Source organism: Catalinimonas alkaloidigena, from assembly GCF_029504655.1.
GTDB classification, from domain to species: Bacteria; Bacteroidota; Bacteroidia; order Cytophagales; family Cyclobacteriaceae; genus Catalinimonas; species Catalinimonas alkaloidigena.
Window position 1 is genome coordinate 4,141,671 of the sequence record NZ_JAQFIL010000001.1, and the last position, 25,362, is coordinate 4,167,032.

Annotated in this window: 29 protein-coding genes; 16 read left to right on the forward strand and 13 right to left on the reverse strand. The window is 43.1% G+C overall.

What is annotated here, in order from left to right; genetic code table 11:
- Positions 1-6: 6 nt before the first annotated feature.
- The 3 genes from OKW21_RS16885 to moaA all read right to left on the reverse strand — a co-directional run bounded on the left by OKW21_RS16885 (position 7) and on the right by moaA (position 3,988).
- On the reverse strand, positions 7-1,356 hold the full coding sequence (locus tag OKW21_RS16885; protein ID WP_277481289.1) for an adenylyltransferase/cytidyltransferase family protein: 1,350 nt from the start codon (positions 1,354-1,356) through the stop codon (positions 7-9).
- 67 nt (positions 1,357-1,423) lie between these two features.
- Positions 1,424-2,815 carry a porin gene (locus OKW21_RS16890; protein WP_277481291.1) on the reverse strand — a complete coding sequence of 464 codons (1,392 nt, stop codon included), beginning with the start codon at positions 2,813-2,815 and terminating at the stop codon, positions 1,424-1,426.
- Positions 2,816-2,998: 183 nt separating this feature from the next.
- On the reverse strand, positions 2,999-3,988 hold the full coding sequence (gene moaA / locus OKW21_RS16895; protein ID WP_277487723.1) for a GTP 3',8-cyclase MoaA: 990 nt from the start codon (positions 3,986-3,988) through the stop codon (positions 2,999-3,001).
- Between the two features lie 85 nt (positions 3,989-4,073).
- Here moaA and moaD point away from each other — a divergent pair, with 85 nt between their 5' ends.
- The 3 genes from moaD to OKW21_RS16910 are packed head-to-tail and all read left to right on the forward strand — an operon-like array spanning position 4,074 to position 5,539.
- The gene (gene moaD / locus OKW21_RS16900) at positions 4,074-4,316 is read left to right on the forward strand and encodes a molybdopterin converting factor subunit 1 (RefSeq protein ID WP_277481293.1); all 243 of its coding nucleotides are present in this window, start codon (positions 4,074-4,076) and stop codon (positions 4,314-4,316) included.
- An 11-nt stretch (positions 4,317-4,327) separates the two neighbouring features.
- Positions 4,328-4,756, forward strand: a complete 429-nt coding sequence (locus OKW21_RS16905; protein ID WP_277481294.1) for a molybdenum cofactor biosynthesis protein MoaE — start codon at positions 4,328-4,330, stop codon at positions 4,754-4,756.
- Between the two features lie 3 nt (positions 4,757-4,759).
- Complete coding sequence (locus tag OKW21_RS16910) at positions 4,760-5,539, forward strand: MOSC domain-containing protein (protein ID WP_277481296.1); 780 nt, start codon at positions 4,760-4,762, stop codon at positions 5,537-5,539.
- Here OKW21_RS16910 and OKW21_RS16915 read toward each other — a convergent pair.
- On the reverse strand, positions 5,534-6,403 hold the full coding sequence (locus OKW21_RS16915) for an SDR family oxidoreductase (protein WP_277481298.1): 870 nt from the start codon (positions 6,401-6,403) through the stop codon (positions 5,534-5,536). The genes OKW21_RS16910 and OKW21_RS16915 overlap by 6 nt on opposite strands.
- Before the next feature lie 106 nt (positions 6,404-6,509).
- Here OKW21_RS16915 and OKW21_RS16920 point away from each other — a divergent pair, with 106 nt between their 5' ends.
- The 3 genes from OKW21_RS16920 to OKW21_RS16930 all read left to right on the forward strand — a co-directional run bounded on the left by OKW21_RS16920 (position 6,510) and on the right by OKW21_RS16930 (position 8,993).
- Positions 6,510-7,274 carry a phenylalanine 4-monooxygenase gene (locus tag OKW21_RS16920; protein ID WP_277487726.1) on the forward strand — a complete coding sequence of 255 codons (765 nt, stop codon included), beginning with the start codon at positions 6,510-6,512 and terminating at the stop codon, positions 7,272-7,274.
- A 2-nt stretch (positions 7,275-7,276) separates the two neighbouring features.
- A complete protein-coding gene (locus OKW21_RS16925) occupies positions 7,277-7,996 on the forward strand; it encodes a sulfotransferase-like domain-containing protein (protein WP_277481300.1) in 720 nt (239 codons plus the stop codon).
- Positions 7,997-8,087: 91 nt separating this feature from the next.
- Positions 8,088-8,993, forward strand: coding sequence for an aminotransferase class IV (locus tag OKW21_RS16930; RefSeq protein ID WP_277481302.1), 906 nt, complete (start codon positions 8,088-8,090; stop codon positions 8,991-8,993).
- 190 nt (positions 8,994-9,183) lie between these two features.
- Here the strand turns inward: OKW21_RS16930 and OKW21_RS32560 are convergent, their stop codons facing one another.
- From OKW21_RS32560 to OKW21_RS16945, 4 genes are all read right to left on the reverse strand, one after another.
- The gene (locus OKW21_RS32560; RefSeq protein ID WP_420870139.1) at positions 9,184-9,417 is read right to left on the reverse strand and encodes a DUF5615 family PIN-like protein; all 234 of its coding nucleotides are present in this window, start codon (positions 9,415-9,417) and stop codon (positions 9,184-9,186) included.
- A 3-nt stretch (positions 9,418-9,420) separates the two neighbouring features.
- Positions 9,421-9,537 (reverse strand): DUF5615 family PIN-like protein, encoded by a 117-nt coding sequence (locus OKW21_RS32745; protein WP_277481304.1) that lies wholly within the window; start codon positions 9,535-9,537, stop codon positions 9,421-9,423.
- Entirely contained in the window at positions 9,534-9,773 is a 240-nt protein-coding gene (locus OKW21_RS16940; RefSeq protein WP_277481305.1) for a DUF433 domain-containing protein, read from the reverse strand. Before OKW21_RS16940 ends, OKW21_RS32745 begins: the two co-directional genes overlap by 4 nt.
- Before the next feature lie 503 nt (positions 9,774-10,276).
- Positions 10,277-10,870 carry a tetratricopeptide repeat protein gene (locus OKW21_RS16945; RefSeq protein WP_277481307.1) on the reverse strand — a complete coding sequence of 198 codons (594 nt, stop codon included), beginning with the start codon at positions 10,868-10,870 and terminating at the stop codon, positions 10,277-10,279.
- A gap of 406 nt (positions 10,871-11,276) precedes the next feature.
- Between OKW21_RS16945 and OKW21_RS16950 the strand changes: the two genes are divergently transcribed.
- From OKW21_RS16950 to OKW21_RS16970, 5 genes are all read left to right on the forward strand, one after another.
- Positions 11,277-11,720: an SHOCT domain-containing protein gene (locus OKW21_RS16950; protein WP_277481309.1), complete on the forward strand. Its 444-nt coding sequence runs from the start codon at positions 11,277-11,279 to the stop codon at positions 11,718-11,720.
- A gap of 81 nt (positions 11,721-11,801) precedes the next feature.
- Entirely contained in the window at positions 11,802-12,341 is a 540-nt protein-coding gene (locus tag OKW21_RS16955; protein WP_277481311.1) for a hypothetical protein, read from the forward strand.
- Positions 12,338-13,102, forward strand: a complete 765-nt coding sequence (locus OKW21_RS16960) for a DUF5995 family protein (protein ID WP_277481313.1) — start codon at positions 12,338-12,340, stop codon at positions 13,100-13,102. Before OKW21_RS16955 ends, OKW21_RS16960 begins: the two co-directional genes overlap by 4 nt.
- A 197-nt stretch (positions 13,103-13,299) precedes the next feature.
- A complete protein-coding gene (locus OKW21_RS16965; RefSeq protein WP_277481315.1) occupies positions 13,300-14,472 on the forward strand; it encodes a dipeptidase in 1,173 nt (390 codons plus the stop codon).
- Positions 14,473-14,956: 484 nt separating this feature from the next.
- Positions 14,957-15,403: a Cif family virulence factor gene (locus OKW21_RS16970; protein WP_277481318.1), complete on the forward strand. Its 447-nt coding sequence runs from the start codon at positions 14,957-14,959 to the stop codon at positions 15,401-15,403.
- 480 nt (positions 15,404-15,883) lie between these two features.
- On the opposite strand, the gene OKW21_RS16975 is transcribed toward OKW21_RS16970, so the two are convergent.
- The 3 genes from OKW21_RS16975 to OKW21_RS16985 all read right to left on the reverse strand — a co-directional run bounded on the left by OKW21_RS16975 (position 15,884) and on the right by OKW21_RS16985 (position 17,943).
- Positions 15,884-16,483 (reverse strand): hypothetical protein, encoded by a 600-nt coding sequence (locus OKW21_RS16975; RefSeq protein ID WP_277481320.1) that lies wholly within the window; start codon positions 16,481-16,483, stop codon positions 15,884-15,886.
- Between the two features lie 141 nt (positions 16,484-16,624).
- Positions 16,625-17,125 (reverse strand): cyclic pyranopterin monophosphate synthase MoaC, encoded by a 501-nt coding sequence (moaC, locus tag OKW21_RS16980; protein ID WP_277481322.1) that lies wholly within the window; start codon positions 17,123-17,125, stop codon positions 16,625-16,627.
- 113 nt (positions 17,126-17,238) lie between these two features.
- Positions 17,239-17,943 carry a YiaD family glycine zipper/OmpA-like lipoprotein gene (locus tag OKW21_RS16985; RefSeq protein WP_277481325.1) on the reverse strand — a complete coding sequence of 235 codons (705 nt, stop codon included), beginning with the start codon at positions 17,941-17,943 and terminating at the stop codon, positions 17,239-17,241.
- 346 nt (positions 17,944-18,289) lie between these two features.
- Between OKW21_RS16985 and OKW21_RS16990 the strand changes: the two genes are divergently transcribed.
- The 5 genes from OKW21_RS16990 to OKW21_RS17010 all read left to right on the forward strand — a co-directional run bounded on the left by OKW21_RS16990 (position 18,290) and on the right by OKW21_RS17010 (position 23,059).
- Positions 18,290-18,934: a porin family protein gene (locus tag OKW21_RS16990; protein WP_277481328.1), complete on the forward strand. Its 645-nt coding sequence runs from the start codon at positions 18,290-18,292 to the stop codon at positions 18,932-18,934.
- A 98-nt stretch (positions 18,935-19,032) separates the two neighbouring features.
- A complete protein-coding gene (locus tag OKW21_RS16995; protein WP_277481330.1) occupies positions 19,033-20,238 on the forward strand; it encodes a molybdopterin molybdotransferase MoeA in 1,206 nt (401 codons plus the stop codon).
- Positions 20,239-20,476: 238 nt separating this feature from the next.
- Positions 20,477-21,301: a cyclase family protein gene (locus tag OKW21_RS17000; RefSeq protein ID WP_277481332.1), complete on the forward strand. Its 825-nt coding sequence runs from the start codon at positions 20,477-20,479 to the stop codon at positions 21,299-21,301.
- 134 nt (positions 21,302-21,435) lie between these two features.
- Positions 21,436-22,824, forward strand: coding sequence for an SGNH/GDSL hydrolase family protein (locus tag OKW21_RS17005; RefSeq protein ID WP_277481334.1), 1,389 nt, complete (start codon positions 21,436-21,438; stop codon positions 22,822-22,824).
- Positions 22,817-23,059, forward strand: a complete 243-nt coding sequence (locus OKW21_RS17010) for an SGNH/GDSL hydrolase family protein (RefSeq protein ID WP_277481336.1) — start codon at positions 22,817-22,819, stop codon at positions 23,057-23,059. The genes OKW21_RS17005 and OKW21_RS17010 overlap by 8 nt, the downstream gene beginning before the upstream one ends.
- Here OKW21_RS17010 and OKW21_RS17015 read toward each other — a convergent pair.
- Positions 23,040-24,461: an L-serine ammonia-lyase gene (locus tag OKW21_RS17015; RefSeq protein WP_277481338.1), complete on the reverse strand. Its 1,422-nt coding sequence runs from the start codon at positions 24,459-24,461 to the stop codon at positions 23,040-23,042. The two genes, OKW21_RS17010 and OKW21_RS17015, sit on opposite strands and share 20 nt — an antisense overlap.
- A 208-nt stretch (positions 24,462-24,669) precedes the next feature.
- Positions 24,670-25,197, reverse strand: coding sequence for a molybdopterin adenylyltransferase (mog, locus tag OKW21_RS17020; RefSeq protein ID WP_277481340.1), 528 nt, complete (start codon positions 25,195-25,197; stop codon positions 24,670-24,672).
- Positions 25,198-25,362: the final 165 nt, after the last annotated feature.

Below are 25,362 nucleotides of genomic sequence, written 5' to 3' on the forward strand. Positions count from 1 at the left end.
ACTGTCTTACAGTGCGTTTAGTTCTTTAATCGTTTGATATTCAAACTCAAAATCTATCTCAAAGCAGTCAACAAACTGCTTTTTCATGGCTTTCTTGAGTGCCTGAGTGTCCTCACAGTAAAAAATAAAAGCTCCCCCTCCGCCGGCACCGCATATTTTCCCACCGTAGGCTCCATTCTCTTTGGCAAAAGCATACATGGCATCCAGGTTTTCATTGGTGCTTGCCTGAGCCAACAGCTTTTGAGCTTCCCAGTTATCTTCCATAATTTTAGCACAGGCGATAAAATCCTTTTCTGCCAAGGCATGGATAAAACGATACCCACAGTCAGTAAGAATATCTAAAGCTCTTTTCCCCTCTTCTGTCTGGTAATTTTGATATACCTGTTCTACTGCCGACTGAGCATTTCGAGATACTCCCGTATGTAGCAAAAGCAAATTCTTTCTGAAAGCTTCAAGGGTATCTTTGGACACTTTTACATCCAAAGGTTTGGCAGTATCTTCCACACACTCAAAGCAATTAAACCCTCCAAAGACAATTGCGTACTGGTCCTGCCTGCCAATAGCCCAATTGAGCTCCCTATTTTCCAGGTTAAACAAGTCCTCAGCAATCGCGTGTAGGGATTTAGGCTCAGCGTTATACGTTTTGCTGCTGAGCATTTCCAAGAGCTTTACCGCAGTAGAAGTGCTTAACCCACTTCCCCGGGGATAACCGGAAAAGTTAAAGGTCTTGTTTCTCATCTCAATGATAGGCTTGATAGCAGCATTAGATACGTAACCTGTTTTTCCCTGCATAATATAGGGTACATCGGTCCAGCCTCCGGCAAAGTCAATCCTGAGTGGCGCCTTGTACGCATAATTAATCTTGTTAATGATTCGGGTAGTTGAGGTTGGCATAAGTTCAGGAGGAACAGCTCTATCTACGTATTCAATCTTTACTCCCACTTGGTCACAGAGTGCCTGCTTTTCTGCTATGGCAGAATCATCCTGATTAAGCACAAAAATGTCGGGTCTCAATTGGGTGATAACATCAGCAAAATCAATTTTTCCTTTACCGATCTTATGATCGTTAAGTACAGCGAAATCCACATCTTCTAATGCGGCGACCAGGTACAGTCTATTGTTCTCAGGATTTACAGGACGCCCGGGTCCTTTTAACCGTCTTAAGGTTTCATCTCTACCCACACCTACAACCAGCAGGTCACCATATGATTTACACTGGTTAAAAAATACTGCATGCCCTGATTGCAGTATGTCATAACATCCACTACAGAAAACTATTTTTTTGTCCTTGTAAGTATTTCTTAGCTCAGCAAGTGATTCAAGTTGGGTTATCTTGGCTCTGATATTGTCAAACATATTTGCTACTTTTATCAAAATGGTTAAAGGTAAATAAAAAGCTGACAACAAAGGACATGCATTTGCCTTAAATGTAGATTTGAGTTTGCAGCGTCCATTGCCCTAAACGATCGTTGGAAATATTCTCACCAGCCTGTCTGATAAAAAGCTCTCGTGTACCGTATTGTAATGTAATCTTCGCATGATGTCCTTCAATAAACCAGTTGAGACCTAAGTCAGTATTCAGTATGGAATCGTCTAGATAGTCCAGATTTTTTAGCTCTACTCGTGCAAAAGGCTGCAGCTTACCAAGACTTCCCAGCCAGTTGTCGGGCAAAAGTAATCCTGCCTGGGTCAAGAAGATACTTCCCGTTCCCAGCAGTGGCTCGGCATTGCCGAAGCCATCAATGGATACATCACCTTCAAAGCCAGTAGGCGAAGAAGCCTGCCCGGCAGCCGTATTCATCACGCCTACACTCCGATAGTAATCTGTCCCATAATCGTAATTGTAAAGTACTGAATATGCAGTTATCGCCATTCCCCTGATTCCAAAAGGATAGTCCAGGAAGGCATCTACTGCCCAGGAAGTATGGTCCTGGCGTTCCAGGTCACCGGAAACATCAAGAAAGCCACTTGCCTCAGGCTGGTGATAAAAGCCTGCTCCCAGATTAAAAACTCTTTTTGTACCCACATAAGTCTCTGTTCTGAAAGGAGTCAAATTTCCCTCAGGCTCCAGGAATTCATAAGCTACATACCCTCCCAGGGCTGGCTTATCAGAAGGAATATCTACTGCACTTTCAGTATTTACATTCTCCAGGCTTCCGCTTACAAAGGGTTTATTCAGATGAAAACGATAGTCCAGAGGACCGGCCTTCCCTTTGGCATAAATTCCAAACTGACGTCCAAACTGATCGCTTTGCTCTATATTTGGGAAGTTAAAAACCGGTAAGTCCAAGGTCATAAAGCTCACCACGCTGGCATTAGAAAAACGGGACACACCATTCCAAAAGTGCAGCCCCATGCCCAGAGCCAGAGAAAAAGGGTTCTTTTCTCCACTGCTTGGGTTCACCTGTGAAACTACTGAATATTCTGTCCAGGCATCATGGAAAAAAAGTTGTGGTTTTTTGGGTCCCTGCCCGGGAGCTCCTCCATTGATAAAGGTCTGATTGTTAATACCAATTTGGGTAAAAATTAAAAAGCGGGGAGTAATCTGCGAGTAAATGGTTGCCCTGGCCCTGCGTACACCAATATCAAAGCTATGCTCGGCCAATTCACCATTTGCGCCTACTGTACCGGGATTGTTCTCTACCCATTTTGCCCAGAACTGATTGAGGAGGATGATACGAATGTTTTTGCTACTATCCTGCCCAACCGGGATGTTGATACCACCATTATAAATTTCAGATCCCTGAGCATTTAGCTGGGTATGACCGATGAAAAAGAGACCAAGGATTAAGAAAAAAATTGCTTTGCGCATCATTATTAAATGACATTTTAAGTAGCTGAGCATAAACAAAAAGATATTTATTTACTGTAAAAGGTTGACGATAACATTCAGGTTTGAAATTCAAAAGCAACCGGCATGTGAGCTGGAGCTTATTTCAAAGCGCCAAAGATAGAAAAAATATAAATGCTACCCTTAAGGGTCGGGGATTGATCCGAATCAGCCGCCGATAGTAGACATAGATTCTGAAGCGGGGTGGGAAGCCTGCCGGGATTTTTCAGCCTCAAAACCATCTTTGGCACGATTGCCAAACGCTTTTTTCAGCGCATCCTGAATCTCATGATCACTGGCTCCGCTACGCATGAGCTTCCGGATATCCAGCACTCCTTCATCATATAAGCAGGTTTTGAGGGTGCCCTGAGCAGTTACACGAATACGATTGCAGCTTCCGCAAAAGGTTCGGCTGAAAGCAGCAATAATGCCTACATTACCTTGATGTCCGGGAATGTGGTAATTATAAGAAGTTGAATGCGCGGCATCTTTCACTTTCTGTATATCAGGATATCGCCCGCTTAGTTTCTCCAGAATTTTACGATGGGTCCACACCAGTACCGGATAGTGGCTGCCCTCTCCGTTAAAGGGCATCTCTTCAATAAAGCGAACATCTACCGGATAATCACGCGTTAGCTCAGCAAGCGGAATGATATCATCTGTGTTTTTGCCTTCCATCACTACCGCATTAATTTTGGTATGCACCTCATGAGCTATCAGCAGGTCAAAACAAGCTTTTACCTTTTCAAATTCATCTCTGCGGGTGATTTCTTTGAAGCGTTCCCGGTCAAAAGTGTCCAGACTGAGATTAACAGAACGAACTCCCAGTTGTTTAAGCTCAGCTACATAATCTGTAGTCAGCACCCCATTGGTGGTAATGTTGATATCTTCAATACCTTTGATCTGGCTAAGCTGCCGCAAAAAATACATCAGATCTTTCCGCACAAAAGGCTCTCCGCCGGTAATTCTCACCTTAGACACGCCCATCGCTGCCATCAGCCGCACCATCTGGAGCATCTCTTCATAGGTAAGGAGTTCCCGCTTGGGTAAATACCTGATCCCTTCCGCCGGCATGCAGTAAAAACAGCGCAGGTTACAGCGATCTGTGACTGCCAGCCGCAGGTAGGTGATAGGACGTCCGTGATTATCGTATATCAGGTCAGGCATAAAGAAATTTTTCCTAGCTCAAATACAAATGTACATAGCTTTGCGTATTAAACATAACTCACTTAATTTGTGTGCTATGCAACTTAATATTTTATTATTCGGCGTTACCAAAGAAATTGTTGGAGAGCAAAGGCTAAAACTGGAGCTACCCCAGGAGGCTAGTGTAAGCATTCTTTTACAAAGTCTCAAGCAAAACTATCCCGCATTGGAAAATTTGGAGTCTATGCTGGTGGCAGTCAACAATGAATACAGCGAGCAGGATCAGCGCTTACAGGAAAGTGATGAAATCGCTATCATTCCTCCGGTGAGCGGCGGATAGAATAATGAAAGATGAGCAATAAGAAGATAGATATAGCGCTCAGCGATCAGCCACTGGATATCAAGGCAGTGATGGAAGCCGTCAATGACGGAAGTGCCGGTGCGGTAGATGTTTTTATTGGCACCGTTAGAAACAAGACGCAGGAACGTTCGGTAGTAAGGCTGGAGTATGAAGCTTACGACAGCATGGCAATAAAAGAAATGGAAAAGCTGGCGGCAGAAACCGCCAATAAGTGGCCGGTGGCTAAAATTGCGATTCATCACCGCAAAGGAACTTTGTATATTGGCGATATCGCTGTGATCATTGCAGTATCCACGCCGCATCGTCAGGAAGCTTTTGAAGCCTGTAAATTTACCATTGACACCTTAAAGCAGCGGGTACCTATCTGGAAAAAGGAGGTTTTTGAAGATGGAGAAACGTGGGTGGCCGCTCACCCCTAGCCTATGCCCCATATAGAAAAAATCACCCTCTATCCTATCAAGTCACTGGATGGTATAGAGGTAAGTCATGCTAAAATCACCGACAAAGGAGCTTTGTATCTGGACCGCACATTTGCGCTGTTTAACAAAGCGGGCAGAACGGTGAATGCCAAGAAATACCCTACAATCCAAAAGTTACGCGCTGTTTTTGATCTTGCTGAGCTAAAGGTTAAGCTATCTACGCCTGGTGGGCTGATCTCAAGCTTTCAGATGGAACACGAACAGCAGCAAATCGAGGAGTTTTTCAGTGACTATTTAAAAGAGCCCGTGTCTATCAGGCAGAATGATATTTCCGGTTTTCCTGATGATGATGAAAACTCCGGTCCTACGATTGTTAGCACAGCCACTTATCAGGAAGTACAGCAGTGGTTCCCGGATTTATCTTTAGGCAATATCAGAAAGCGATTTCGGGCCAATATTGAATTAGGGGGATGCGAAACCCCTTTTTGGGAAGACCGGCTGTTCAATGCTCCTGGTATTGATCTGAGTTTTCAAGTTGGAACCGTTACTTTTACCGGTAAAAAGCCCTGTGCCCGATGTACGGTACCTACCCGCGACCCATTTAGCAGTGTTGCCGAAAAAAGCTTTATGTCCACTTTCATCAGTCGAAGGGAGGATACCATGCCTTCCTTTGTACAGTCAGAACAGTTCAGCCACTACTACCATTTATGTGTCAACACGCTTATTCCAGCCAGTGAAAAGGGTAAAATTGTGCAGCTAAAAGATCAACTCAACTTACTATGAGGGAACAGCCTGAAGCTCTTGTCCATCTAAATATTCTTTGAAGGTCAATTTTCCATAGCGGGGCGCTACCATATCATGTGTAGTGATGTAAGTGAAATAGCTAAGCTTATCATAGAGGTTCTTGTTGAGTAGCCTCACCAGCATCAGTCCTGGCTTCACAATCCAGAGGGGAATGTTCATAGTAAGCCTGGTATGGGTGGCCTCAGCTACCATTTTCATTACTTCATTACGGCTATGAATTTCCGGTCCTCCTACTTCAGCTACCTGAGGACCGTTCTGAAGATGGTTAATACAAAATGAAGCGAGATCTTTGGGGTGAATGGCATTGGTCAGACATTTACCGTTTCCCGGAGTCATCAAGATTCCACTTTTTGCCATAATGATTAGGTCATTCAGACCAGAAAACATACCCACTGGCTTAATGATCGTGTGAGATAATTTTGTATGCATCAGGTTTTGGGCAAACATTTCCTGTGTCCAGCCCTGCATGAGATTAGGTGAAGTTTCACTGCCATAAATAGAAGTGTAGACAAAGCGGGAGACGCCTGCCTTTTTGGCTTCTTCCAGCAAATTAAGATTCCCTCGGAAATCTAAATCCACAAAATTCCCAGCTTCCGGCGCAAACAAGCTCACACTTTTGCCAATGGTGGAAAACACAATCTCTATATCATCACAAATCCCCTTTAGCTGCTCAGGCTGCCTTGCATCTGCCAGCACCACTTCATCACAATAGGGAAGTATAGCTTTTCTTTTAGCTGCATCACGAATATGTCCTCTCACCCAATACTCAGGATGATCTTGTAGTTGTTTGAGCACTTCTAAGCCTAAAACGCCTGAAGCCCCAGCAATAAGTACCTTCTTCACTTGGTTATAATTTTAGAAACAACAGTTTTCTTTTATTTAAGTTTTATTTATATAGAACTAATCGTATCAAAATGGCTGATCAAAGCATGAAGATTAGGATTGGCACATCAGCACCATAAAACAACGACCCATGATGAAGCAAGAATATGAAAAGTACAGTGAAGAGGATTTTCAGGTATGGAAAATCCTGTACGAAAGACAGATTGTAAACCTACCCCATGCCGCCACCCAGGCTTATCTGGACGGGCTGCAACTCATTAATTTTACTGCTGACAAAATCCCCAACTTTGAAGAAACCAATGCGGTGCTTAAAGGACTTACCGGCTGGCAAATCCATGTGGTGCCCGGCCTGATTGACGATGACAAATTCTTTCAACTGATGGCTGACCGCAGGTTTCCGGCCTCTACCTGGCTACGCAAAATGAGTCAGCTGGATTATCTTGAAGAACCTGATATGTTCCATGATGTGTTCGGACATGTACCGCTGCTTACCAACCAGCCTTTTGTAGATTTTCTGCAAGCGCTTAGTAAAATTGCTCTCAGCTACATTGACAATCTGTGGGCGATTCATCTCATCTCCCGCATTTACTGGTTTACTGTGGAATTTGGCCTGATCAGAGAAAATAATGCTTTACGTATCTATGGAGCCGGAATACTTTCTTCTGCTGGAGAAACCAAATATTCGCTGAGCGAAGAAGCTACCCAGCTTCCTTATGATGTTGATAAAGTGATGGGTACACCCTATCGCAAAGATGTTTTTCAGTCTCAATATTTTATCATTAATTCGTATGAAGAACTATTTAATTCCATATCCGCTATTGGGGGCTATCTGGAAAAACATGCCGATACACCTGAACCTAACTTTGCCTGATATTGAAAAGAATTCATCTGATCTCTAACCCCCGTAACCTGTCCACTGCTTTGATGTATTCCTTTGCCCAGCGCAAAGATACCCGGGTGGTGGATGAACCATTATACGCTTATTACCTTAAGCTCAGACCTGATGTAGATCATCCCGCCAAAGATGAAATCATGGATAGCATGAGCAGTGACCTTCAACAGCTTATTGATGAAGTATTGCTCAAAGATTATGACCGGCCCGTGTTCTTTATCAAAGATATGGCGCATCATCTCATTAAGTTGGAGCTGGATTTCATGCTTTCCATGACCAATCTATTCCTGATCCGTACCCCCAGGCAATTGATTGCTTCCATCGGCAAGGTGATGAAGCAGCCAGCGATGGAAGATATCGGCTCTAAGCAGCAGTACGAACTCTACCACTGGCTCAAGGAGCGTGGGCAGAATCCGCTGGTGCTGGATTCGGGAGAATTACTTAAAGATCAGCGAGGCGTAATGCAAAAGCTTTGTGCCGCATTGGATATCCCTTTTGATGAAAACATGCTGCAATGGGAAGCAGGGGCACGGCCTGAAGATGGGGTATGGGCCAGGTACTGGTATCACAACATTCACCAGTCTACCGGATTCAGTAAGCAGGAAACGAGCAGCCGGCCACTGCCTGACCATCTGAAACCACTGTATGAAGAAGCTAAACCTTATTATGATTCGCTCTATCAGTATTCCATCAAAGCTTAAAAATTTCAGTATGAAAATTTCATATTAACAAACATCAAGACCCTAATAAATTTCAGCCTAAACCTTTAACCTACAACTTTTTACCAACCCCATGCTACAGAAATTCAATCCTAAAAATGCAGATATACAAGTCTATGTGAAAGATGGCCTCTACCCTCGTTCAGCAGCCAAAGTCTCCGTATTTGATAGCTCAGTACAGGGCGGAGATGCGGTATGGGAAGGGCTGAGGGTGTATAAAAATAAAATCTTCTGCCTGGACCGCCACCTGAACCGCCTGCAGGACTCAGCCAAAGCACTCTTGTTTGACAATGTCCCGAGTAACGAAAGCATTAAGCAGGCGATCTTTCAGACCCTGGAAGCCAATGGCATGAAAGACGATACCCACATCCGCCTGACACTCACCCGTGGTGAGAAAGTGACTTCCGGCATGGACCCACGGGTAAACCAGGATGGCTGCTGCCTTATCGTGCTGGCGGAATGGAAACCTCCGGTGTATGACAATGAGAAAGGCATTAGAGTCATTACCTCAGGGATCGCCCGTAACAGTCCTAAACACCTTGATTCCAAAATACATCACAACAACCTGCTCAACAACATACTGGCAAAAATTCAGGCCAATGTTGCGGGTGCTGATGCCGCCATCATGCTGGATGCTTACGGCTTTGTGTCTGAACTCAATGACACCAATCTTTTCATGGTGAAAGGGGGGAAACTGTACACCCCGCATGCCGATGCCTGTCTGCACGGTATTACGCGCGGACTGACCATTGAAATCGGACGTTCGCTGGGCATAGAAGTGATTGAAAAGAACCTATCGCTTACCGAATTCTATACGGCTGATGAGGTTTTTGCCACCGGTACTATGGGCGAGATGACCCCTGTAAGTGAAATGGATGGGCGAAAAATTGAAAACAAAACAGGCGAAAAACTTCTCCCTAAACTCAGAGGGAAGTTTGTCCAGATGATAGATGAGTTGAGTGAGTCTCTGCCTTTCTAAACACAATTGTTTAGCCGCTTACATTTAGCTGAGCGGCTAAACAAAAGCTTTTAGCCACTTACTTCAAGGGTATGGCTGTGTGATTTTTTTCACCAATATTCATCTAGGCCTTTCTTTACCAAATAAGACAGTCCTGTTGCAGATGCAACAGTCATGGTAAATTGTTGGCAGAAGGCTATTTATTCATACCTTATCCATGAACAATTAAGTCAGAACGATTCATCTCAATTAAAACATACCGCTTAAATAATCTTTCAATCTTGTCAAAATTGCTTTCAAATAGACGGATCAATTCGCTGTTCTTGATATTTCCTGTTTTTATGATTAACAGTTTCTTGGGTCTTCCTCTCAAGATATGATCATCAAAGAAATCACTATCTTTTGAGATGACAATTCTGTCTTCCTGATCAGCAATAGTAATAATTTCTTAATCGTCACTGTGATTAGCTTTGGGAAGGTTCAATGTATGTATCGCATCAACCCCATGATTTTCCAACCATATAGCTAATAGTTGAGGAAGTTGTGCATCGATGATAAACTTCATGAGGCTAAGGGATAGATAGCCTTAGTTTGAGTTACCCTCACAGCATAAGCCAAACAAGCCAGCAAATCTTCTTTTACCAAATCAGGATAGTCAGCTAGAATTTCTTCATAACTCATCCCTGCTGCTAACAACTCTAACATATTCTCTACTGGATACCTTAAGCCTCTAATAGTGGGCTTTCCATGACAAATATTCGCATTGATCGTAATTCGTGATAACAAGTCTTCTTGTTCCATAGTCTAACATTAATTTCCATCTAATATAGGCAAAATCATTATTTTTAGCTTGCTACTTCTTTGTGTTGGTACAGCTATCTGCTCCAATCGTTTATCTCAATGCAGATTCAATATCAAGCCTTGTACCATCAGTATTTTAATTTTCAGAAATGATCCAACAGTCTTTTACGTCTCCTCTTTTTAATAAGTTCGTATTCATTCCCTTCAATTTTCTCAAAAAGGCTCCTTCCCAAACTCAGAGAGAAGTTTGAGCAGATGATAGATGAGTTGAGTGAGCCTCTGCTTTTCTAATCATGATAGTTTAGCCGCTTACATCCAACTAAGCGGCTAAACAAAATGCTTTCAGCTACTTACATCAAGTGTATAACAATGCGAATTTTTTCCTTTCTGATATTCATTTATGCCTCTGTGTCAAATAAGTCAGTTCAACTCCCAGGCTAAGGAACGTAAGGAAATCCACTATTTTTGGTTACACCGCAACTACTATATTTTCTTAGCAACTGTTAGAGCAGTTTTTTTCTTTTTAAATATTCATATAGTCCTTTTTGAGTCAAATAAGTTGACCCCAAAATAATAAGTCCGACAATACCTATATCTAAAGGAAGTTTATCACTTAACGAGAAAATAAGGTCACTAAAAATGAGCACTCCACCAATAATTGACATTCCATTAAATGCCCAATTATATGTTCCAAGTTTAGCATGGTCATACCAAACTTTATAGTAATAATGTTCAGGATCTTCCTTGGCAAGTCTTTTGAATATCAGATAAGATTCTTTGAATTTTTTCTTTCTCGCCAACACCATTCCTTTTAAGAATCTTATATGTCTCTCCGATTTTTTATAGTTCCAATGTTCTTCTGATAACTTTTCCAATAGTTGAGAAACTTCCTCAAGGACACTGATCATCTTGTCAAAATGATGATTTTCTGTGAGAGAATTCGCGTAGTGTAATTTAATGTCTATAAACTTACTGATTTTGTCTGTATCCTCTAGTCTTTGATAATTATCATAGTAAATTCGGTTCAATTCATAGAAATTAATGACCTGATCTGGGTCTTTGAAGTCTACTTGTCTTAATTGATCTTCAACATTCATTTTTCAAATTATCTTAACACCTATGAAATAGAGACTTACCTCTTATATTTACATATAATACACCTCTCCAAAGTAAGCTAATCCACTATATTTTTCATTGAAGACGTATTAAATGAGTGGGTTTTGCCCAAATCTGTGAGTAAGTGTTCATGAAAGGTGAATTGATTTTTTACAGATGGTACCATTGAAAGAAGAAAAAATAAGTTTTCAGTCCACTGCGGCAGTCGCCACCAAGTTATCCAGTTAGGGATCTTATACGTTGTGAAAGTCATTGATTAATGATTTATATGGCTGGAGAAGATCCCTACACTACGTTGCGAAATGACAATTAACATATTCAATACTAGGTTACATCTCCCATGCGTATGTTTACTAAGCCTTATAGAACAAAAAAGCTTACTACGACATGGGCACTACACTAACTGACACCCTATTGTCTCTATTCCTTGGAGGCACTTATTTTTTTATGGTATTGCTGACCACTTACCTGGGAAGAAAAAGTAACCTGCACTGGGGCTTAGTAGCCATTGCCTCATTGCTATTTACACCGATAGTTGGCATGCTTCTCTTACTTTGGTTTGGAGAAAGAATGAACTCTTATCATAGAGTAGAACGCCTTAAACAACTGAGAGATCAGGGCATCCTCAATGAAGAGGAATTTAACTGGAAATACTATCCGGCAACTCCTGAAATGTTGCTTCGTGAGTTGGCTATACTGAGGGATGAAGGGGTACTCACTCGTAGTGAATACTCTTCCAAAGCATATCGCATAAAGGAAGAAGGAGTGCCTGGCCACAATCCTGACCATCATATTTCCAGAGCATCCCGGCAGACTGAAATAGCCGTATAATATCTATATGAGCGCTACGCTTGTATTCAAACGCATAGCGGAGATCATAATTGTATGCTGCTCACCTTAAATACCGTGCAGATGGAGTATCAAAAAGCCAATCAGATTTATTATTTTAAGGTAGGAAAAGGCAAGTGGACGGGTCAGTTTGAATTCAGACTTACTGATAAAGAAAGGCTTAAGCAAGAAAAAGTGGGGCTGCAAAACAATTTGCTGGTACAGGCTATGCTGCTCTTTCAAAAGCTTTTTGGCAAAGCCCGTATTGACTCTGAGATTAAGATCTATCCGCAAAAGTATGAGATTGGTAGCGCCTTTAATGTAGTCAGGATTCACAAATTTGGATTGACACTCTATCTACTAAAAGAAGAATACATCCTGAATGCCAATGGTAAAGATGTAGTCGTAAACGCTAATGATAGATTTGGCCCATTTCCTTTTCTCCTGAATAAACAAAAATCGTATCCAGCAGAAATTCTTAATGAAGGTTTGCAGTCTCGCTACTATATGCCCTTGCTGGGTAGCACCTGGATTTGTGAATATACGGTGAAAGATAATGATCATGTAGATGGGCTTTTGAAATGTGACTGGGGGGAATCTATTGAAACCATTCATAGGCTATGACCGCGACTACACTTACCTATCAGCAACGTATTGAGAAGGTTTATAATGCGCTGGATAAACTTACGCGAGAATTAGAATCTCAGCGGGATAGCAGGGCTACCTTTTCTTTGGTATATACCAGGATGACTTATAAGATCCTCTTAAGCCTGAATGAACATACCTACTTAAGTCCCGAAACTGTAACTGCCCTGACGGAAGCCTTTGCCCATAAATACATGAGTGCAGTAGAAGCTTATACTGAAGGCACTCACTGCCCTCCCGCCTGGCAATATGCCTTTGACACCCTTAAGCGAACCCATACCTCCCTGCTAGACGAACTGCTGATCTGCATGTATGTGCATATCAGCTACGATTTACCCTATGCCCTCTGGCAGGTGGATCAGCAATATCCTGATATCCTTAGCATTCATGATTTTCATCTGGTCAATGATGTTTTGCAATCTTCTATTGAGGAAATACAGGAGCTGGTAGCACAGCGATATAGCTATCGCCTTTTCTCACTAGACCGCCTACTCAAAAACAATGATGAAATTATTACCAATTATGGAATTCGGCTTTCGAGAGGTATCGCCTGGTACAATTTCCAAAGACTGAAGGCAAACATTGATATTGAAAGCGCCCTTTATCGGAGTTGCGAAGTCAATACCCGGCTTATCATCAACGGACCCTATCGCATTACCCAACTGCCTCTCAAAATCATCCGCTACCTCTTAAATCTTGACAGGTTATGGCCTTCTGATGATGAAAAAGAACTTGTCTGAGAAAATAATTATTTATGCTTCAGCCTCTGAAGGCATTAAAGCGTTCATATCGTTTTCCCACTCAGGCAGGCTTACTTGATATGGTTTTTCATCTTCGCTTCATTGACACAGCAAACATATTTGCGTATATGTCCATCAACTATTGATTTATTGCTGATTTAGTTATTTAATTTAGAGATATTCCTTCAACACTGCATATGAAAAAATTCAGATGGCCACTCATTGTTTTATCACTGCTCATCATCATCTATATGGCAGTCGCATGGATCGTTCCACAACAATTTGACAAGAAGCTGAATAAAACCCAAAAACCTCCACCCTATCTCGTATCAAATAAAGCACTCCACCTCTACCAATCCCTGGATTTTGTGGCTGACCTACACTGCGATGCCCTGCTCTGGGACCGTGACCTCACCGAAAAGAATGACATAGGCCATGTAGATTTCCCCAGAATGCAGCAGGTCAACATGGCCTTACAGGCATTTACCATCGTTACCAAATCCCCCTCAGGGCAAAACTTCAGAAAAAATTCAGGAGATACCTTTGATAATATTACATTACTGAATTTTTTACAGGCCAAACCGCTATCCAACTGGTTTAGTCTGGCCGAAAGAGCTGTATACCAAAGTCAGCAACTCTTTAAGTTTGCCGATGAATACGAAGACCCTTTCATTGTGGTAAAAAGCAGGGAAGATTTAAACCAGCTTATCACATCAAGAAAAGAGAACAGACGAGTTACGGGAGGTTTTTTAGGCATTGAGGGAGCACACTGCCTGGAAGGCAAGATGGAAAATCTTGAAAAACTATACCAGGAAGGTGTTCGTATGCTGGCTCCTACACACTTCTTTGACAATGCACTGGGAGGCTCCGCCCACGGTATAGAAAAAGGTGGTCTTACCGATTTTGGCCGTGAAGTCATACAGCGTATGGATGCTTTGGAGATGATCATTGATCTGGCGCACGCCTCCCCTGCCCTGATAGATGATGTGCTGGATCTGAGCCAACGTCCGGTCCTGGTTTCACATACCGGGGTCAAGGGCACCCGGGACAATGTGCGTAACTTATCCGATACACATATTCGTCGCATTGCTGCCAATGGAGGCCTGATAGGCGTAGGTTTTTTTGCGGGTGCAGTCAATGAGCCTCTGACGCAGGGAATCGTAGAGGCCATGAAACACATCAAATCTATTGCTGGTGTAGCGTGTATTGCTTTGGGTTCTGACTATGATGGCAGTGCCACCGTTCCCTTTGATGTGACCGGCTTACCATTGCTGGTAGAAGAAATGCTCGCCCAGGGATTTAAGGAAGATGAAATCAGAGCCATTATGGGTGAAAACGTAAAGCGCTTTATGCTACAAAACCTGCCTTAGTGCTTAAAAGCAAACAGAACTGACAGATTTTGTAGTCTAGCGCATTGAAAATTAACATTGGTCCCCAATAGGCAGATGTTCCCCTAGGTTACTTTACAGTTAGAGTTCCGTTTTGTGAGACACAATCCGGGGGCTCAGGCTTATTAATTTTTAACCTTCATTACAAGCAATCTGGCAGCGCTATGACCTGCTTATTTTGGTAAAAACCTAAACCAGCCAAGCTCGCAAAAAGCCATTATGACTGCCCTCAGACTAAATGGCGGGTTAATGACGGGTCAAAGTTCTTTAATTTCGTGTACTGGTATTGCGCTTTTCTCTAATCTTGTTCCCGATGCTGATCAGCAAGGGATTTCAAGCACGTAAGTTGAATGCTCCCGGACTTTTCAGCATGATCACCTAGCTGACAGCCTCAGAGGTGTGGCTGCCAACAGCTATAAGTGATCTTATGTATCCAAATGACCCATTAAACTTAAACCGGAACAAGATGAAAACAACCAAAATGTCTGCACTCACTATTTGTACTTTTTGCCTTATGATGATGACAGTAGCTACAGAAAGCAAAGGGCAAAGCACTGCTGAAGCCCAACAAGCCATTCAGACCGCTAATGATAATTATGTCAAATGGTTTAACCAGGGGCAAGTTGATTCACTGATGACCTTATACCGGGAAGATGCCTGTGTGATAGGCATTGGATGTAACAAAAACTACCTTACGGATTATTATCGCGCACAGATGGGCCGATATTCTTTCAACAAACTGGCTGCTGATCACATCAGCATACAGGATACTATTGCCAAAGAAGAGGGGAAGTTCAGCATTCTGTTTGCCTCTGGTAATGAGGTGAAAGGCACTTATGTTACGGAATGGCAGTATACTGATGGTCAATGGCAAATCAAAAGAGACCAGGCGAATATCACCGCTGGCCGATAAAGGCTGCATCAGCATTAGAGGCGGTAGATACACGATAGCTTATCGTCTCACCGCCCTCGTCTTTCACTCATTTATGCTACCCTCTAGCTGAAGTTTGCAACTTCAGCAACAATGCCTCCGTGCTCGCTATCTTCACCGACCTCACTCATACTCCAAAGGCAGTGCTTTGCATTCATCATATATCCAGCTTAGCCTGCCGGATATGCTCCATTGAAGCATTCCGTAACGCTAAGGAATCCTCACCTTACTAAGCATATTTCCCCACTAGCTGAAGTTTGCAACTTCAGCATCAATACCACTTCTCCAAAAAATACAAAAAACCCAAAACACAGCTATAACGAAGGAATACCGAAGGAGAAGCGAAGGAGAAGCGAAGACAAGCTATAACTCATTTCCAGCTAAAGTACAACTCAGTGAGTCTGCTTGATTTCTGATAACCATTAATCCAATCTTAGCTCACTCCCCCGCAAAGCCGAACAGCTAATTTTTAGCTCGTTGTATAAGCTCACTTACTGCCTGCTCCAGCTCCTGAGGTCTGTTATAAAGGGCTTTAGAATACAGCCACCCCTTTTTCGGTCCAATATTCAGCAAGCCGGTTCTAGCTTTATACAATCCCGCACTTACCGGACTCGACTCTTTCAGTGCCAGTTTCCACTGTATCACCTTTCCACTAGCCCTGGTGTCTTCATCGTCCAGGATACAAAAAAGATGCTTCTCGGTAGCTACCAGCCATGTCCGTTGTTGGGACGTGCGGAAAATCAGGATTTCATCTACTACCTGCTCACCTTTTCCTACCAGCTCTGAGTCGTTGATGATTTCCCTGATACCTTCCCGGGTAAAAAAACCGCTGGCTCCCAACTTTTCTATATTGCTATCCGCTTCGCCTCCCGGACTGGTAGCTTCAGCCACTTCCGGCTGAAAAGAAAACTCAGCTTCACCAAATTTGAACTTAGCCAATCGTTGAAAGAGCATCTTGAGTTCAATACGAAAATAAAAGAGCATCACTACTACGATGACCTGCCAGAAAAAGGTGGATACAAAATCAAGCCATACCTGTAGTTGCGTAGTGGTATCTTCCATGATGAGGGTTTTTCAAAAGAAGCTGTAGAGAAGGTCTCTTGCTGAATTTAAAGAAATGTCAGCTACAATGAAAATACTTTGCAGATCCCTATACGCTCCCGCATCTAAGTACGCTAAAACAACTCCCACTGCTTTACTTACCTACTCCCGCTTAAAATCTCGTTTGCCTCCGCTCTTGGCCATCAGTTTGGTCTCTTTGATCACAATGTCGTGGGAAAGGGCTTTGCACATGTCGTAAATGGTGAGGGCCGCTACATTGGCGCCGGTGAGTGCCTCCATCTCCACCCCGGTCCTGGAGGTTACGCCTACCGTACATTCCACCACCACCTCCTGTGCAGCATTGATGTATATCTTCAGCTTGCACTTCTCTATCGGCAAAGGATGACAAAAAGGAATCAGTTCATGGGTCTTTTTAGCTGCCATGGTACCGGCAATAACAGCGGTCTGGAATACCGGGCCTTTCTTACTATAGATTTCGTCCTTGTCTCCACTTTGGCTGAGTTCCTGCATAATATCATCCCCTAAAATGACAATACACTGTGCTGTTGCGCTTCTCTGTGTCACTGCTTTATCTCCCACATCTACCATCGTAGGCTGGTTTTTTGCGTCCAGGTGAGTCAGCCTTTGCTTATCTTTTGCCATAGTGTTTTGCTTTGCTATCGCTGCTAAGATAATAGGCAAAGGGGGCATAAAAAAACCTCCGCATAGCAGAGGCTTTTGTCATTCTTATGGTTTCTAATATGCTGTTCCTTTGTTTATTCTCCCAGTCTGCCTTCTTCAGCCGCTTCCTTCATCTCTTCATTGGCATAGATAGCCACTTCCACACGACGGTTTTCCTGACGGCCTTCAGCCGTATCATTATCGGTGACAGGCTGCTCCTCTCCATAGCCCATGGTGGTCAGACGGTCAGGGCTTACGCCTAAACTAAGCAGATATTCCGAAACTGACTCTGCTCTGTCTTCTGATAATTCTTCATTGTAATCATCAGAACCAGTACTATCAGTATGTCCTTCAATCAATATATTGGTATCTTCGTATTTTTTAAGGGTTTCGGCCATCTCCTGAAGGTTTTCTTTGGTATTGTCTCGCAATGCGTAAGAGTCATAGTCAAACAGCAAGCCGGAGTCAAAGGTAATCTTGATCCCCTCACCTACCCGGGTAACTTCAGCGCCTTCCAGGTCTTCTTCCAGTTCTTCTGCCTGTTTGTCCATTTGGCGACCGATCAGGGCACCGGCAGCCCCCCCTACCGTAGCGCCAATAATAGCTCCTACCGCGGTATTACCTGCTTTGTTTCCAATCACTCCACCAATAGCACCGCCTGCTCCGGCACCTATGGCTCCTCCCTTTTGTGTATTGTCCATCGTTTTACAGGCAGGCAATAAGCTTAAGTTGGTCAACAAGGCAAATGCTGCTATCCAGCTTAGTATTTTATTTGAATTATTGTGTTTAATATTTCTCATCAGTCTAATAGTTTGTTTACATGCCTATACATATTCAAAGTATGTACCAAAATCAGTAAGACATATACTTGATAGATATGAGCCTGCAAAAACCTGTAGGAAGCGTTTACATGAAGAAAGAGCATCTTTATGTTTTATAGAAAATAAATGTATACCAAAAAAATCCACATCATTGGGTAAATATTACACACTTCTGTGGAAAGATTACTTTTAAACGTTCTACAAAAAAAATAAATAATGGCTTAAAACAGTCAGCAATGGCTGTATTTAAGGCTTAAGCTAAAATAACTCACTCCAGTGGCACCATATTTACTTACTTTAAGACATAATCATCGTATACACTTATATGGAAAATATAGACCAAATCAATAAAAAAAGGAAGACAATCATCAGACTGATTATACTTATCATGTGCGCTATGCTTATTCCTTTGAGCATCATCGCACAGGATATTAAAGCAGGCGTAAAGGGAGGTGTAAATTTCAGTAATTTTGCTTCTCTGGAAAATGTAGAAGAGCAAAGTATGAGAACCGGCTTTCATGCAGGAGTGTTCGCCCAACTGCCCATTCTGGATGGCTTTGCGCTGCAGCCGGAAATTCTCTATAATACCAAAGGTACCAAAGCTACCTATGACATAGGAATAGCTGAAGGTGATGTAAAATATAACTTAAGCTATATAGACATACCCGTGCTCGCAGTGTTCAAACTGGGAGAGTCGGCCAATATCCACATAGGTCCCTATGTAGGCTTTTTGCTAAACAGCAATATTGACGCGGATGCGGTAGGTGAGTTTGATGGAGAAGATAGTTTTAAAACGCTGGATTTTGGACTTGCCGGTGGTTTTGCTTTAGACTTTGAAATATTATCTGTAGGTACCCGATATAATCTCGGACTTACTAAAATTAATGAAAGTGCCACTTCTGATGCAGTACTGAGTGAAGTGAGTAATTCACTGGCACAGGTTTATATCGCCTTGCAGCTTAATAATTAAACATTTACCCTATTGATTCTATTGACAAAGCGCCTTGATGGCGCTTTTTTATTTTGTCTATACTTTTTAACATTGCCATATCACCTAACGCTAACACTATGATTGACGTAGAGCAGGCCTATGAAACCGTAATGCAACATGTGCTGAGTCCAGGAACGGAAAATCTTCCATTAGAAAAATGTCAGGGCAAGGTATTACAAGAGTCTATCCATGCTGACCGTGACTTCCCTCCCTTTGACCGGGTAACGATGGATGGTATTGCCTATCGCTATGATCATGTGGAGGAAGGAGAACTCCTGGAGGTTGAAAGTCTGCTGGCCGCTGGAGTCCCTCCCCTTACTTTACAAGATGAACAAGCCTGTATGGAGGTGATGACCGGCGCGGTATGCCCTGTCAATGCGGATACGGTCACCCGATACGAAGATGTGGAGTTTATAGAAAAAGAGGGTAAGAAATATGCTAAGTTTTTGGAGCTCCCCAAAAAGAAAGGGCAGAATATCCACCGGCAGGGACTGGATGAGATAGAAGGTACTGAACTGCTGGCGGCAGGCGTGGTAATTGGTCCGGCAGAAATCGCGGTAGCTGCCTCGGTAGGTAAAACACAGCTAAAAGTAAGTCAAAGCCTGCATGTCGGTATTATATCGACAGGCGACGAACTGGTAGGAATAGACGAAAAGCCAAAGCCTTATCAGATACGCCGGTCAAATTCCTATGCGCTCTATGCGGCACTGCAACAGTTGGGAATCACAGCCAGCATCTATCATTTTGCTGATGAGAAAGATATCATTCGGGAAGGGCTCGGCAATGCACTGACAAAGCACAATGTACTGATCATGAGTGGCGGGGTTTCCAAAGGCAAAAAAGATTATGTTCCCGAAGTGCTGGAAGCCCTGGGCGTGGAAAAGCTTTTTCACAGGGTAAAACAAAAGCCTGGCAAACCTTTCTGGTTCGGTAAAAGCCCCAGGCACAAAGTTGTCTTTGCCTTACCCGGCAATCCGGTATCTACCTTCATGTGTTTTCACCGCTACGTAAAACCCTGGATTCTCGCGAGTATGGGCATCAAAGAAAGCAAACTTTATTTTGCGGAGCTGGCTGGAGAGATCAAATTTCCTCCTCCGCTCACATATTTCACCCAGGTTAAGCTAGAAAGCAAAACCGATGGCAAACTGCTGGCCTATCCCGAAGAAGGGCAGGGTTCCGGTGACTTTGCTAATCTTTTGGCATGTGATGCTTTCATGCAGCTTCCTCCCGAAAAAGAAGTATTTAGCTCCGGTGAAGTTTATCCAGTGTTGATTTATCGTTAGGCTGAAGCAGCGTCTGGTTTCAGTTTCACACGCTTACTATAATTATATATCAACCGTAATAATACTTGCATGGCTTAGCACAGGTTGATACTTTAAGAAGTGAAAAGGTAAAGAAGGGATTGATCTGAATATTATCTATGTAAAACCCTGACTTTATTGTGCTTAAGAGGTATCAGATTGTTGCTTTATCAGATGAATGTTTAAATTCAGCTTATCATGTCAACCTAACTCAATATACATGAAAGTCAGAGGTTTTCTTCTTGTATTCTTTCTGTGGGGAGGCTGCACGCAAAATCAGGATAGCACGACAGTCAACGGGTCATACGATATTTCTGAGGCACTGCTCAGTGGAACTATCGTTGACCTTACCTATGCCTATGATAGTTCAACCATTTATTGGCCCACAGAGGATGGGTTTCAATTGAATGAAGAGGCAGAAGGCTTTACCGATAAGGGATATTATTACACAGCCAACTCTTTTTGCGGAGCTGAGCACGGAGGCACACATTTGGATGCTCCGATCCACTTCGCCGAAGGACAGCAGGCTGTAGATGCTATTCCTCTGGAAAACCTGATAGGTTCAGGGGTGATCGTTGACGTGCAGGATTCTGCCGGTACTAATCCTGACTATCAGGTATCGGTGGATGACTTTGAGGCATGGGAAACCAGACAAGGTCAACTCCCAGAGGGAAGTATTGTCTTTCTACGAACTGGATATGGTCAATACTGGCCGGATCGGATGCAGTATATGGGTACTGATGAAAGAGGAGCAGAAGCAGTAGAAAAATTACACTTCCCGGGGCTTCATCCTGAGGCTGCCAACTGGCTGATAGAAAACCGTAATATCAAAGCCATCGGCATTGATACTCCAAGCATTGACTTCGGCCAGTCTACACATTTTGAAACCCATCAGGCGCTGTTCCAAGCAAATATTCCAGCTTTTGAGAACCTAGCTAATTTAGAGCAGTTAGCCTTTCAGGGCTTTACGGTTATCGCGCTGCCCATGAAAATTGGAGGTGGTAGCGGTGCTCCACTTCGCGTTATTGCTATCCATACCGAGTAGTTATTCTTTAGCTCAGGTCTTACCAAGATTTGCTTATAAGTTTTATCAGATTCAACTCATCTCAAAAACTCTTCGGAAGAAATAAGTATTTTCGTGATTTTTAGCCTATTATGCCGGCTCAAAACCACAGTAGTATGCAGCGTACAAGCTTTGTATTGATTTTATATTTGTTACTAATCATTCCTGCGAAAGCCCAGGATGCACAAGTCAAATGGGATGATACTTCAAGTAAAACCTGGCCTGATGCTTTCAGTACTGTTGAAATTCCGTCAACTACTGATAGCACTATTCAGAAAGCACGCTTTTATGCCAGTCAGCAGCAAAGTCCTCAACCGCTGATCGTCTCGCTGCATACCTGGAGTGGAAATTACAATCAGGAAGACCCTTTGGCCAAAGAAATTCTGCTTCGTGACTGGAATTACATTCATCCCGATTTCAGAGGCCCCAACACCACCCCTCAGGCTTGTGGCAGCGAGCTGGTGATTTCTGACATTGAGGACGCAATACGTTTTGCCATTGAGCATACCAATGTCGACCGTAGTGAAGTACATGTCATTGGTGTATCGGGCGGAGGATATGCCACACTGCTGTCTTTTATGAAGCTAAACTATCCGGTAAAAAGTTTCCATGCCTGGGCATCCATTGCTGATTTGGAAGACTGGTACTGGGAAAGTAAAGGCCGGAATTTAAAATACGCCAAACACCTGGAACAGGTGACCACAAATCGTCATCAGTTTGATCCAGCAGAAGCCAGAAGAAGATCTCCTATGCACATGGATTATGATGCTGAGCTAAGAACAAATGCACAACTGAGGATTTATACAGGTATTCACGATGGCTATACAGGTTCGGTACCGGTTACACATTCCATCAATATATACAATAAGCTATTGGATGAAATGTACGGAGAAACTGTCTACCCTGATCAAAGCGTATCATATCAAACCATTGAAACACTGCTTACCAAACGGTTGATGCCAGTTCCTGACACCTCTTTGGCGCTGGGCAGCAGAAAGGTTCATCTGCTTAAAGAAACTCCCCGCCTTTCCCTTATGATTTTTGAGGGGGGGCATGAAATGATTACCCCCCAGGCCTTGTCATTATTACCCATAGAAGGAAATCAGATTAACAAAAAATTCAACATCCTGACCATAGGTGATTCTAATGGAGCAACGGAATCTGGCTGGCCAGAGCAGATGAAAAAGCTTTTACCCTATGCTAGGGTCATCAACACTTCTGTTTCGGGCAATACCATTGGCTTTGATAATCTGGGCCGTGAAAACCTCAACACATTGAAAAACATAGAGGCTTACCTTCAGCATGCTACCGACTCCCTGGCAGAAGAGAAGCTGGATTATATCATCCTAGGTCTAGGTACAAATGACACAAAAAAAGTGTTTGCTGATCGTCAGGATGAGGTAATTAAAAATATGGAAAGCTTAGTGCAAAAAATCAAAGCTTTTCCGGCTTTTAAAAATCACACACCCAATATCTTAATACTCACGCCTCCCCCCTATGGATGAATCAAAAATTAATCAGGATAAATATGGTGGTGGAAATCAGCGCATTCAAAATAACAACAAAAAGTTCATAAAGCTGGCTCGGAAGTACGACTGTACAATCGTGGATAGCTATGCTTTGCTGGAAGAGGATTTTTCAAATTTATCTACCGATGGCGTGCACCTGAATGAAAAAGCACAGTTTAGCGTAGCGAAGCAGCTAGTAAATCAACTCATGACTAGCACTCCGGCACCTTAACAGAAATATTGACTGCCAGACCGCCCTGAGAGGTTTCCTTGTATTTGTGGTTCATGTCCTGAGCGGTTTCCCACATTGTTTTGATGATATTATCCAGCGATACACAGGCATCAGCAGGATCGCTGTCCAGTGCCAGTCGTGAGGCGGTAATAGCTTTGATGGCTCCCATAGAATTACGCTCTATGCAAGGTATTTGCACCAATCCTCCCACCGGATCACAAGTCAAGCCCAGATGGTGCTCCATCGCGATTTCTGCTGCCATCAAGGCTTGTTCTACGCTACCTCCCAGGCATTCTGTGAGGGCTGCCGCAGCCATGGAGGACGACACCCCTATCTCCGCCTGGCAGCCGCCCATAGCCGCTGAGATAGTCGCATTTTTCTTGAACAGTGAACCAATTTCACCCGCTACCATCAAAAAGCTAAAAATGTCATCTTCCTGAACATTTTCTCCTGAGAAACAGATATAGTACATCAAAACCGCGGGAATCACTCCGGCAGCGCCATTGGTAGGCGCAGTAACAATACGTCGGAAGCTGGCATTCTCCTCATTGACTGCCATGGCAAAGCAGCCTATCCATTTGAGTATGGCATTGAAGTCATTGGGACGTCGTTTTACCTCTGCCAACCAGTCTTCTGCATTTTCAAACTTTATGCCACCTATTAACTTATGATGCATGCTGGCTGCTCTACGCTTAACATTTAAGCCTCCGCCAAGTACCCCTTCAGCATAACATCCATGATACATACTTTTGAGCATAACCTGCCAGATTTGGCGTAGTCCAGAACGTATCTCCTCCTCTGACCTCCAGGCAAGTTCATTGGCCCACACCATATCAGCAACCTTCATCTGCTGTGACCGGCAATGTTGTAAAAGTTCTTCTCCATTTTGTGAAGGGTAAGGCAATTGAACCGTTCCCTGAGGGTCAGCTTTTTCGTTCGCTTTTTTTACAAATCCACCCCCTACCGAATAATAGGTTTCTTCAAAAACTCGCTCAGTAGTATAAGCTTTAAATATCAGCCCATTGGCATGTTCAGCTAACCTTTCGCCTCCATGCATGATGATATGTTGAGATGGATCAAAAGGAATGATGTACTGATCAGCAAGATTGATTCTGTGTTCTCTATAGATCTGCTCTTTAATATCCAGAACATTTTGAATGGGAATATCCACAGGGTCCTGGCCGCTCAGGCCCAGCATCACGGCAAGATCAGTACCATGACCTTTTCCGGTAAGGGCGAGAGAAGCATACAGATGTACTTCTACTGCCTGTACTTCTTGCAGGTCAAGCTGCTGACGGAGTTCCTCTAGCCAACGTTGTGCTGCCCGCCAGGGGCCAAGCGTGTGTGAACTGGATGGACCAATTCCAAGCTTGAACATATCAAATACGCTGATCATTTCCATTATTATCCTTAACGCTAAATTTCCACTTTTCGCTTAGCGTATTGGTAATATAGTTCTTGTTTCTTGGTTCATTAGTGTTAAACAGATATTTCAAAGAGCGGTGAAGATATTCAATGGACTCACTCTTTTGTTCACAGAAAAATTATAACTACACAAACTCAGAATCATAACACTATAAAACCACTCCGTAGTGGCCAGGAACTTAGTACTATTTTTTCGGACGGAAAGGCTTGATCACTTCTTCATTACACTCCAGATAGGGACCTTCCAGTAAATCTATGCAATAAGGGATGGCAGGGAAAACCGCATCCAGGCACTGGCGAATTGCTTTGGGCTTGCCTGGTAAGTTAACGATCAAAGTCTGATTGCGAATGCCAGCAGTCTGGCGGGACAAAATAGCGGTTGGTACATATTGCAAGCTCACCTGACGCATAAGCTCCCCAAAGCCGGGCATCATCTTTTGGCACACTGCTTCTGTAGCTTCGGGGGTAACATCTCTTTTGGCCGGTCCGGTACCTCCCGAAGTGATGATCAGGCAACAGCCCTCTTCATCAGCCATACGCTTCATTGTAGCTTCCAGTTGATCCTGCTCATCAGGCATGACCGCATACACTTTTTCCCAGCTTGAAGTGAGGTAATCATTCAGTGTATCGACAATAGCTTTACCGGGAATGTCTTCATAAACTCCTTTACTGGCACGGTCTGAAACATTGATGATTCCTATTTTGATATTCATAGTTAGTTCTTGGTGTTATGGTATAGGGTACTGTTGTTAGAATTGATATGTTTTTGTACTTAAAAAACAGATTATGCTGAAAAATTTGTTTAAAATGAAAAACAAGCTGAGAATTGAAGTTAGCCAGCCCAATATCCAATCTCTAAAATCAAAAAAATTAAATCT

Coding starts and splice junctions, on each gene's coding strand:
- OKW21_RS16940 (WP_277481305.1), bottom strand. CDS start 9,773: ATGGAACAAGAAGACTTGTTATCACGAATTACGATCAATGCGAATATT.
- moaD (WP_277481293.1), top strand. CDS start 4,074: ATGCAACTTAATATTTTATTATTCGGCGTTACCAAAGAAATTGTTGGA.
- OKW21_RS16990 (WP_277481328.1), top strand. CDS start 18,290: ATGGAAAATATAGACCAAATCAATAAAAAAAGGAAGACAATCATCAGA.
- OKW21_RS16890 (WP_277481291.1), bottom strand. CDS start 2,815: ATGATGCGCAAAGCAATTTTTTTCTTAATCCTTGGTCTCTTTTTCATC.
- OKW21_RS16955 (WP_277481311.1), top strand. CDS start 11,802: ATGGAGTATCAAAAAGCCAATCAGATTTATTATTTTAAGGTAGGAAAA.
- OKW21_RS16975 (WP_277481320.1), bottom strand. CDS start 16,483: ATGGAAGATACCACTACGCAACTACAGGTATGGCTTGATTTTGTATCC.
- OKW21_RS16905 (WP_277481294.1), top strand. CDS start 4,328: ATGAGCAATAAGAAGATAGATATAGCGCTCAGCGATCAGCCACTGGAT.
- OKW21_RS16910 (WP_277481296.1), top strand. CDS start 4,760: ATGCCCCATATAGAAAAAATCACCCTCTATCCTATCAAGTCACTGGAT.
- moaC (WP_277481322.1), bottom strand. CDS start 17,125: ATGGCAAAAGATAAGCAAAGGCTGACTCACCTGGACGCAAAAAACCAG.
- OKW21_RS17000 (WP_277481332.1), top strand. CDS start 20,477: ATGAAAGTCAGAGGTTTTCTTCTTGTATTCTTTCTGTGGGGAGGCTGC.
- OKW21_RS16945 (WP_277481307.1), bottom strand. CDS start 10,870: ATGAATGTTGAAGATCAATTAAGACAAGTAGACTTCAAAGACCCAGAT.
- OKW21_RS17015 (WP_277481338.1), bottom strand. CDS start 24,461: ATGGAAATGATCAGCGTATTTGATATGTTCAAGCTTGGAATTGGTCCA.
- OKW21_RS16965 (WP_277481315.1), top strand. CDS start 13,300: ATGAAAAAATTCAGATGGCCACTCATTGTTTTATCACTGCTCATCATC.
- mog (WP_277481340.1), bottom strand. CDS start 25,197: ATGAATATCAAAATAGGAATCATCAATGTTTCAGACCGTGCCAGTAAA.
- OKW21_RS16995 (WP_277481330.1), top strand. CDS start 19,033: ATGATTGACGTAGAGCAGGCCTATGAAACCGTAATGCAACATGTGCTG.
- OKW21_RS16960 (WP_277481313.1), top strand. CDS start 12,338: ATGACCGCGACTACACTTACCTATCAGCAACGTATTGAGAAGGTTTAT.
- OKW21_RS16885 (WP_277481289.1), bottom strand. CDS start 1,356: ATGTTTGACAATATCAGAGCCAAGATAACCCAACTTGAATCACTTGCT.
- OKW21_RS17005 (WP_277481334.1), top strand. CDS start 21,436: ATGCAGCGTACAAGCTTTGTATTGATTTTATATTTGTTACTAATCATT.
- OKW21_RS16930 (WP_277481302.1), top strand. CDS start 8,088: ATGCTACAGAAATTCAATCCTAAAAATGCAGATATACAAGTCTATGTG.
- OKW21_RS32745 (WP_277481304.1), bottom strand. CDS start 9,537: ATGAAGTTTATCATCGATGCACAACTTCCTCAACTATTAGCTATATGG.
- OKW21_RS16985 (WP_277481325.1), bottom strand. CDS start 17,943: ATGAGAAATATTAAACACAATAATTCAAATAAAATACTAAGCTGGATA.
- OKW21_RS16950 (WP_277481309.1), top strand. CDS start 11,277: ATGGGCACTACACTAACTGACACCCTATTGTCTCTATTCCTTGGAGGC.
- OKW21_RS16970 (WP_277481318.1), top strand. CDS start 14,957: ATGAAAACAACCAAAATGTCTGCACTCACTATTTGTACTTTTTGCCTT.
- OKW21_RS17010 (WP_277481336.1), top strand. CDS start 22,817: ATGGATGAATCAAAAATTAATCAGGATAAATATGGTGGTGGAAATCAG.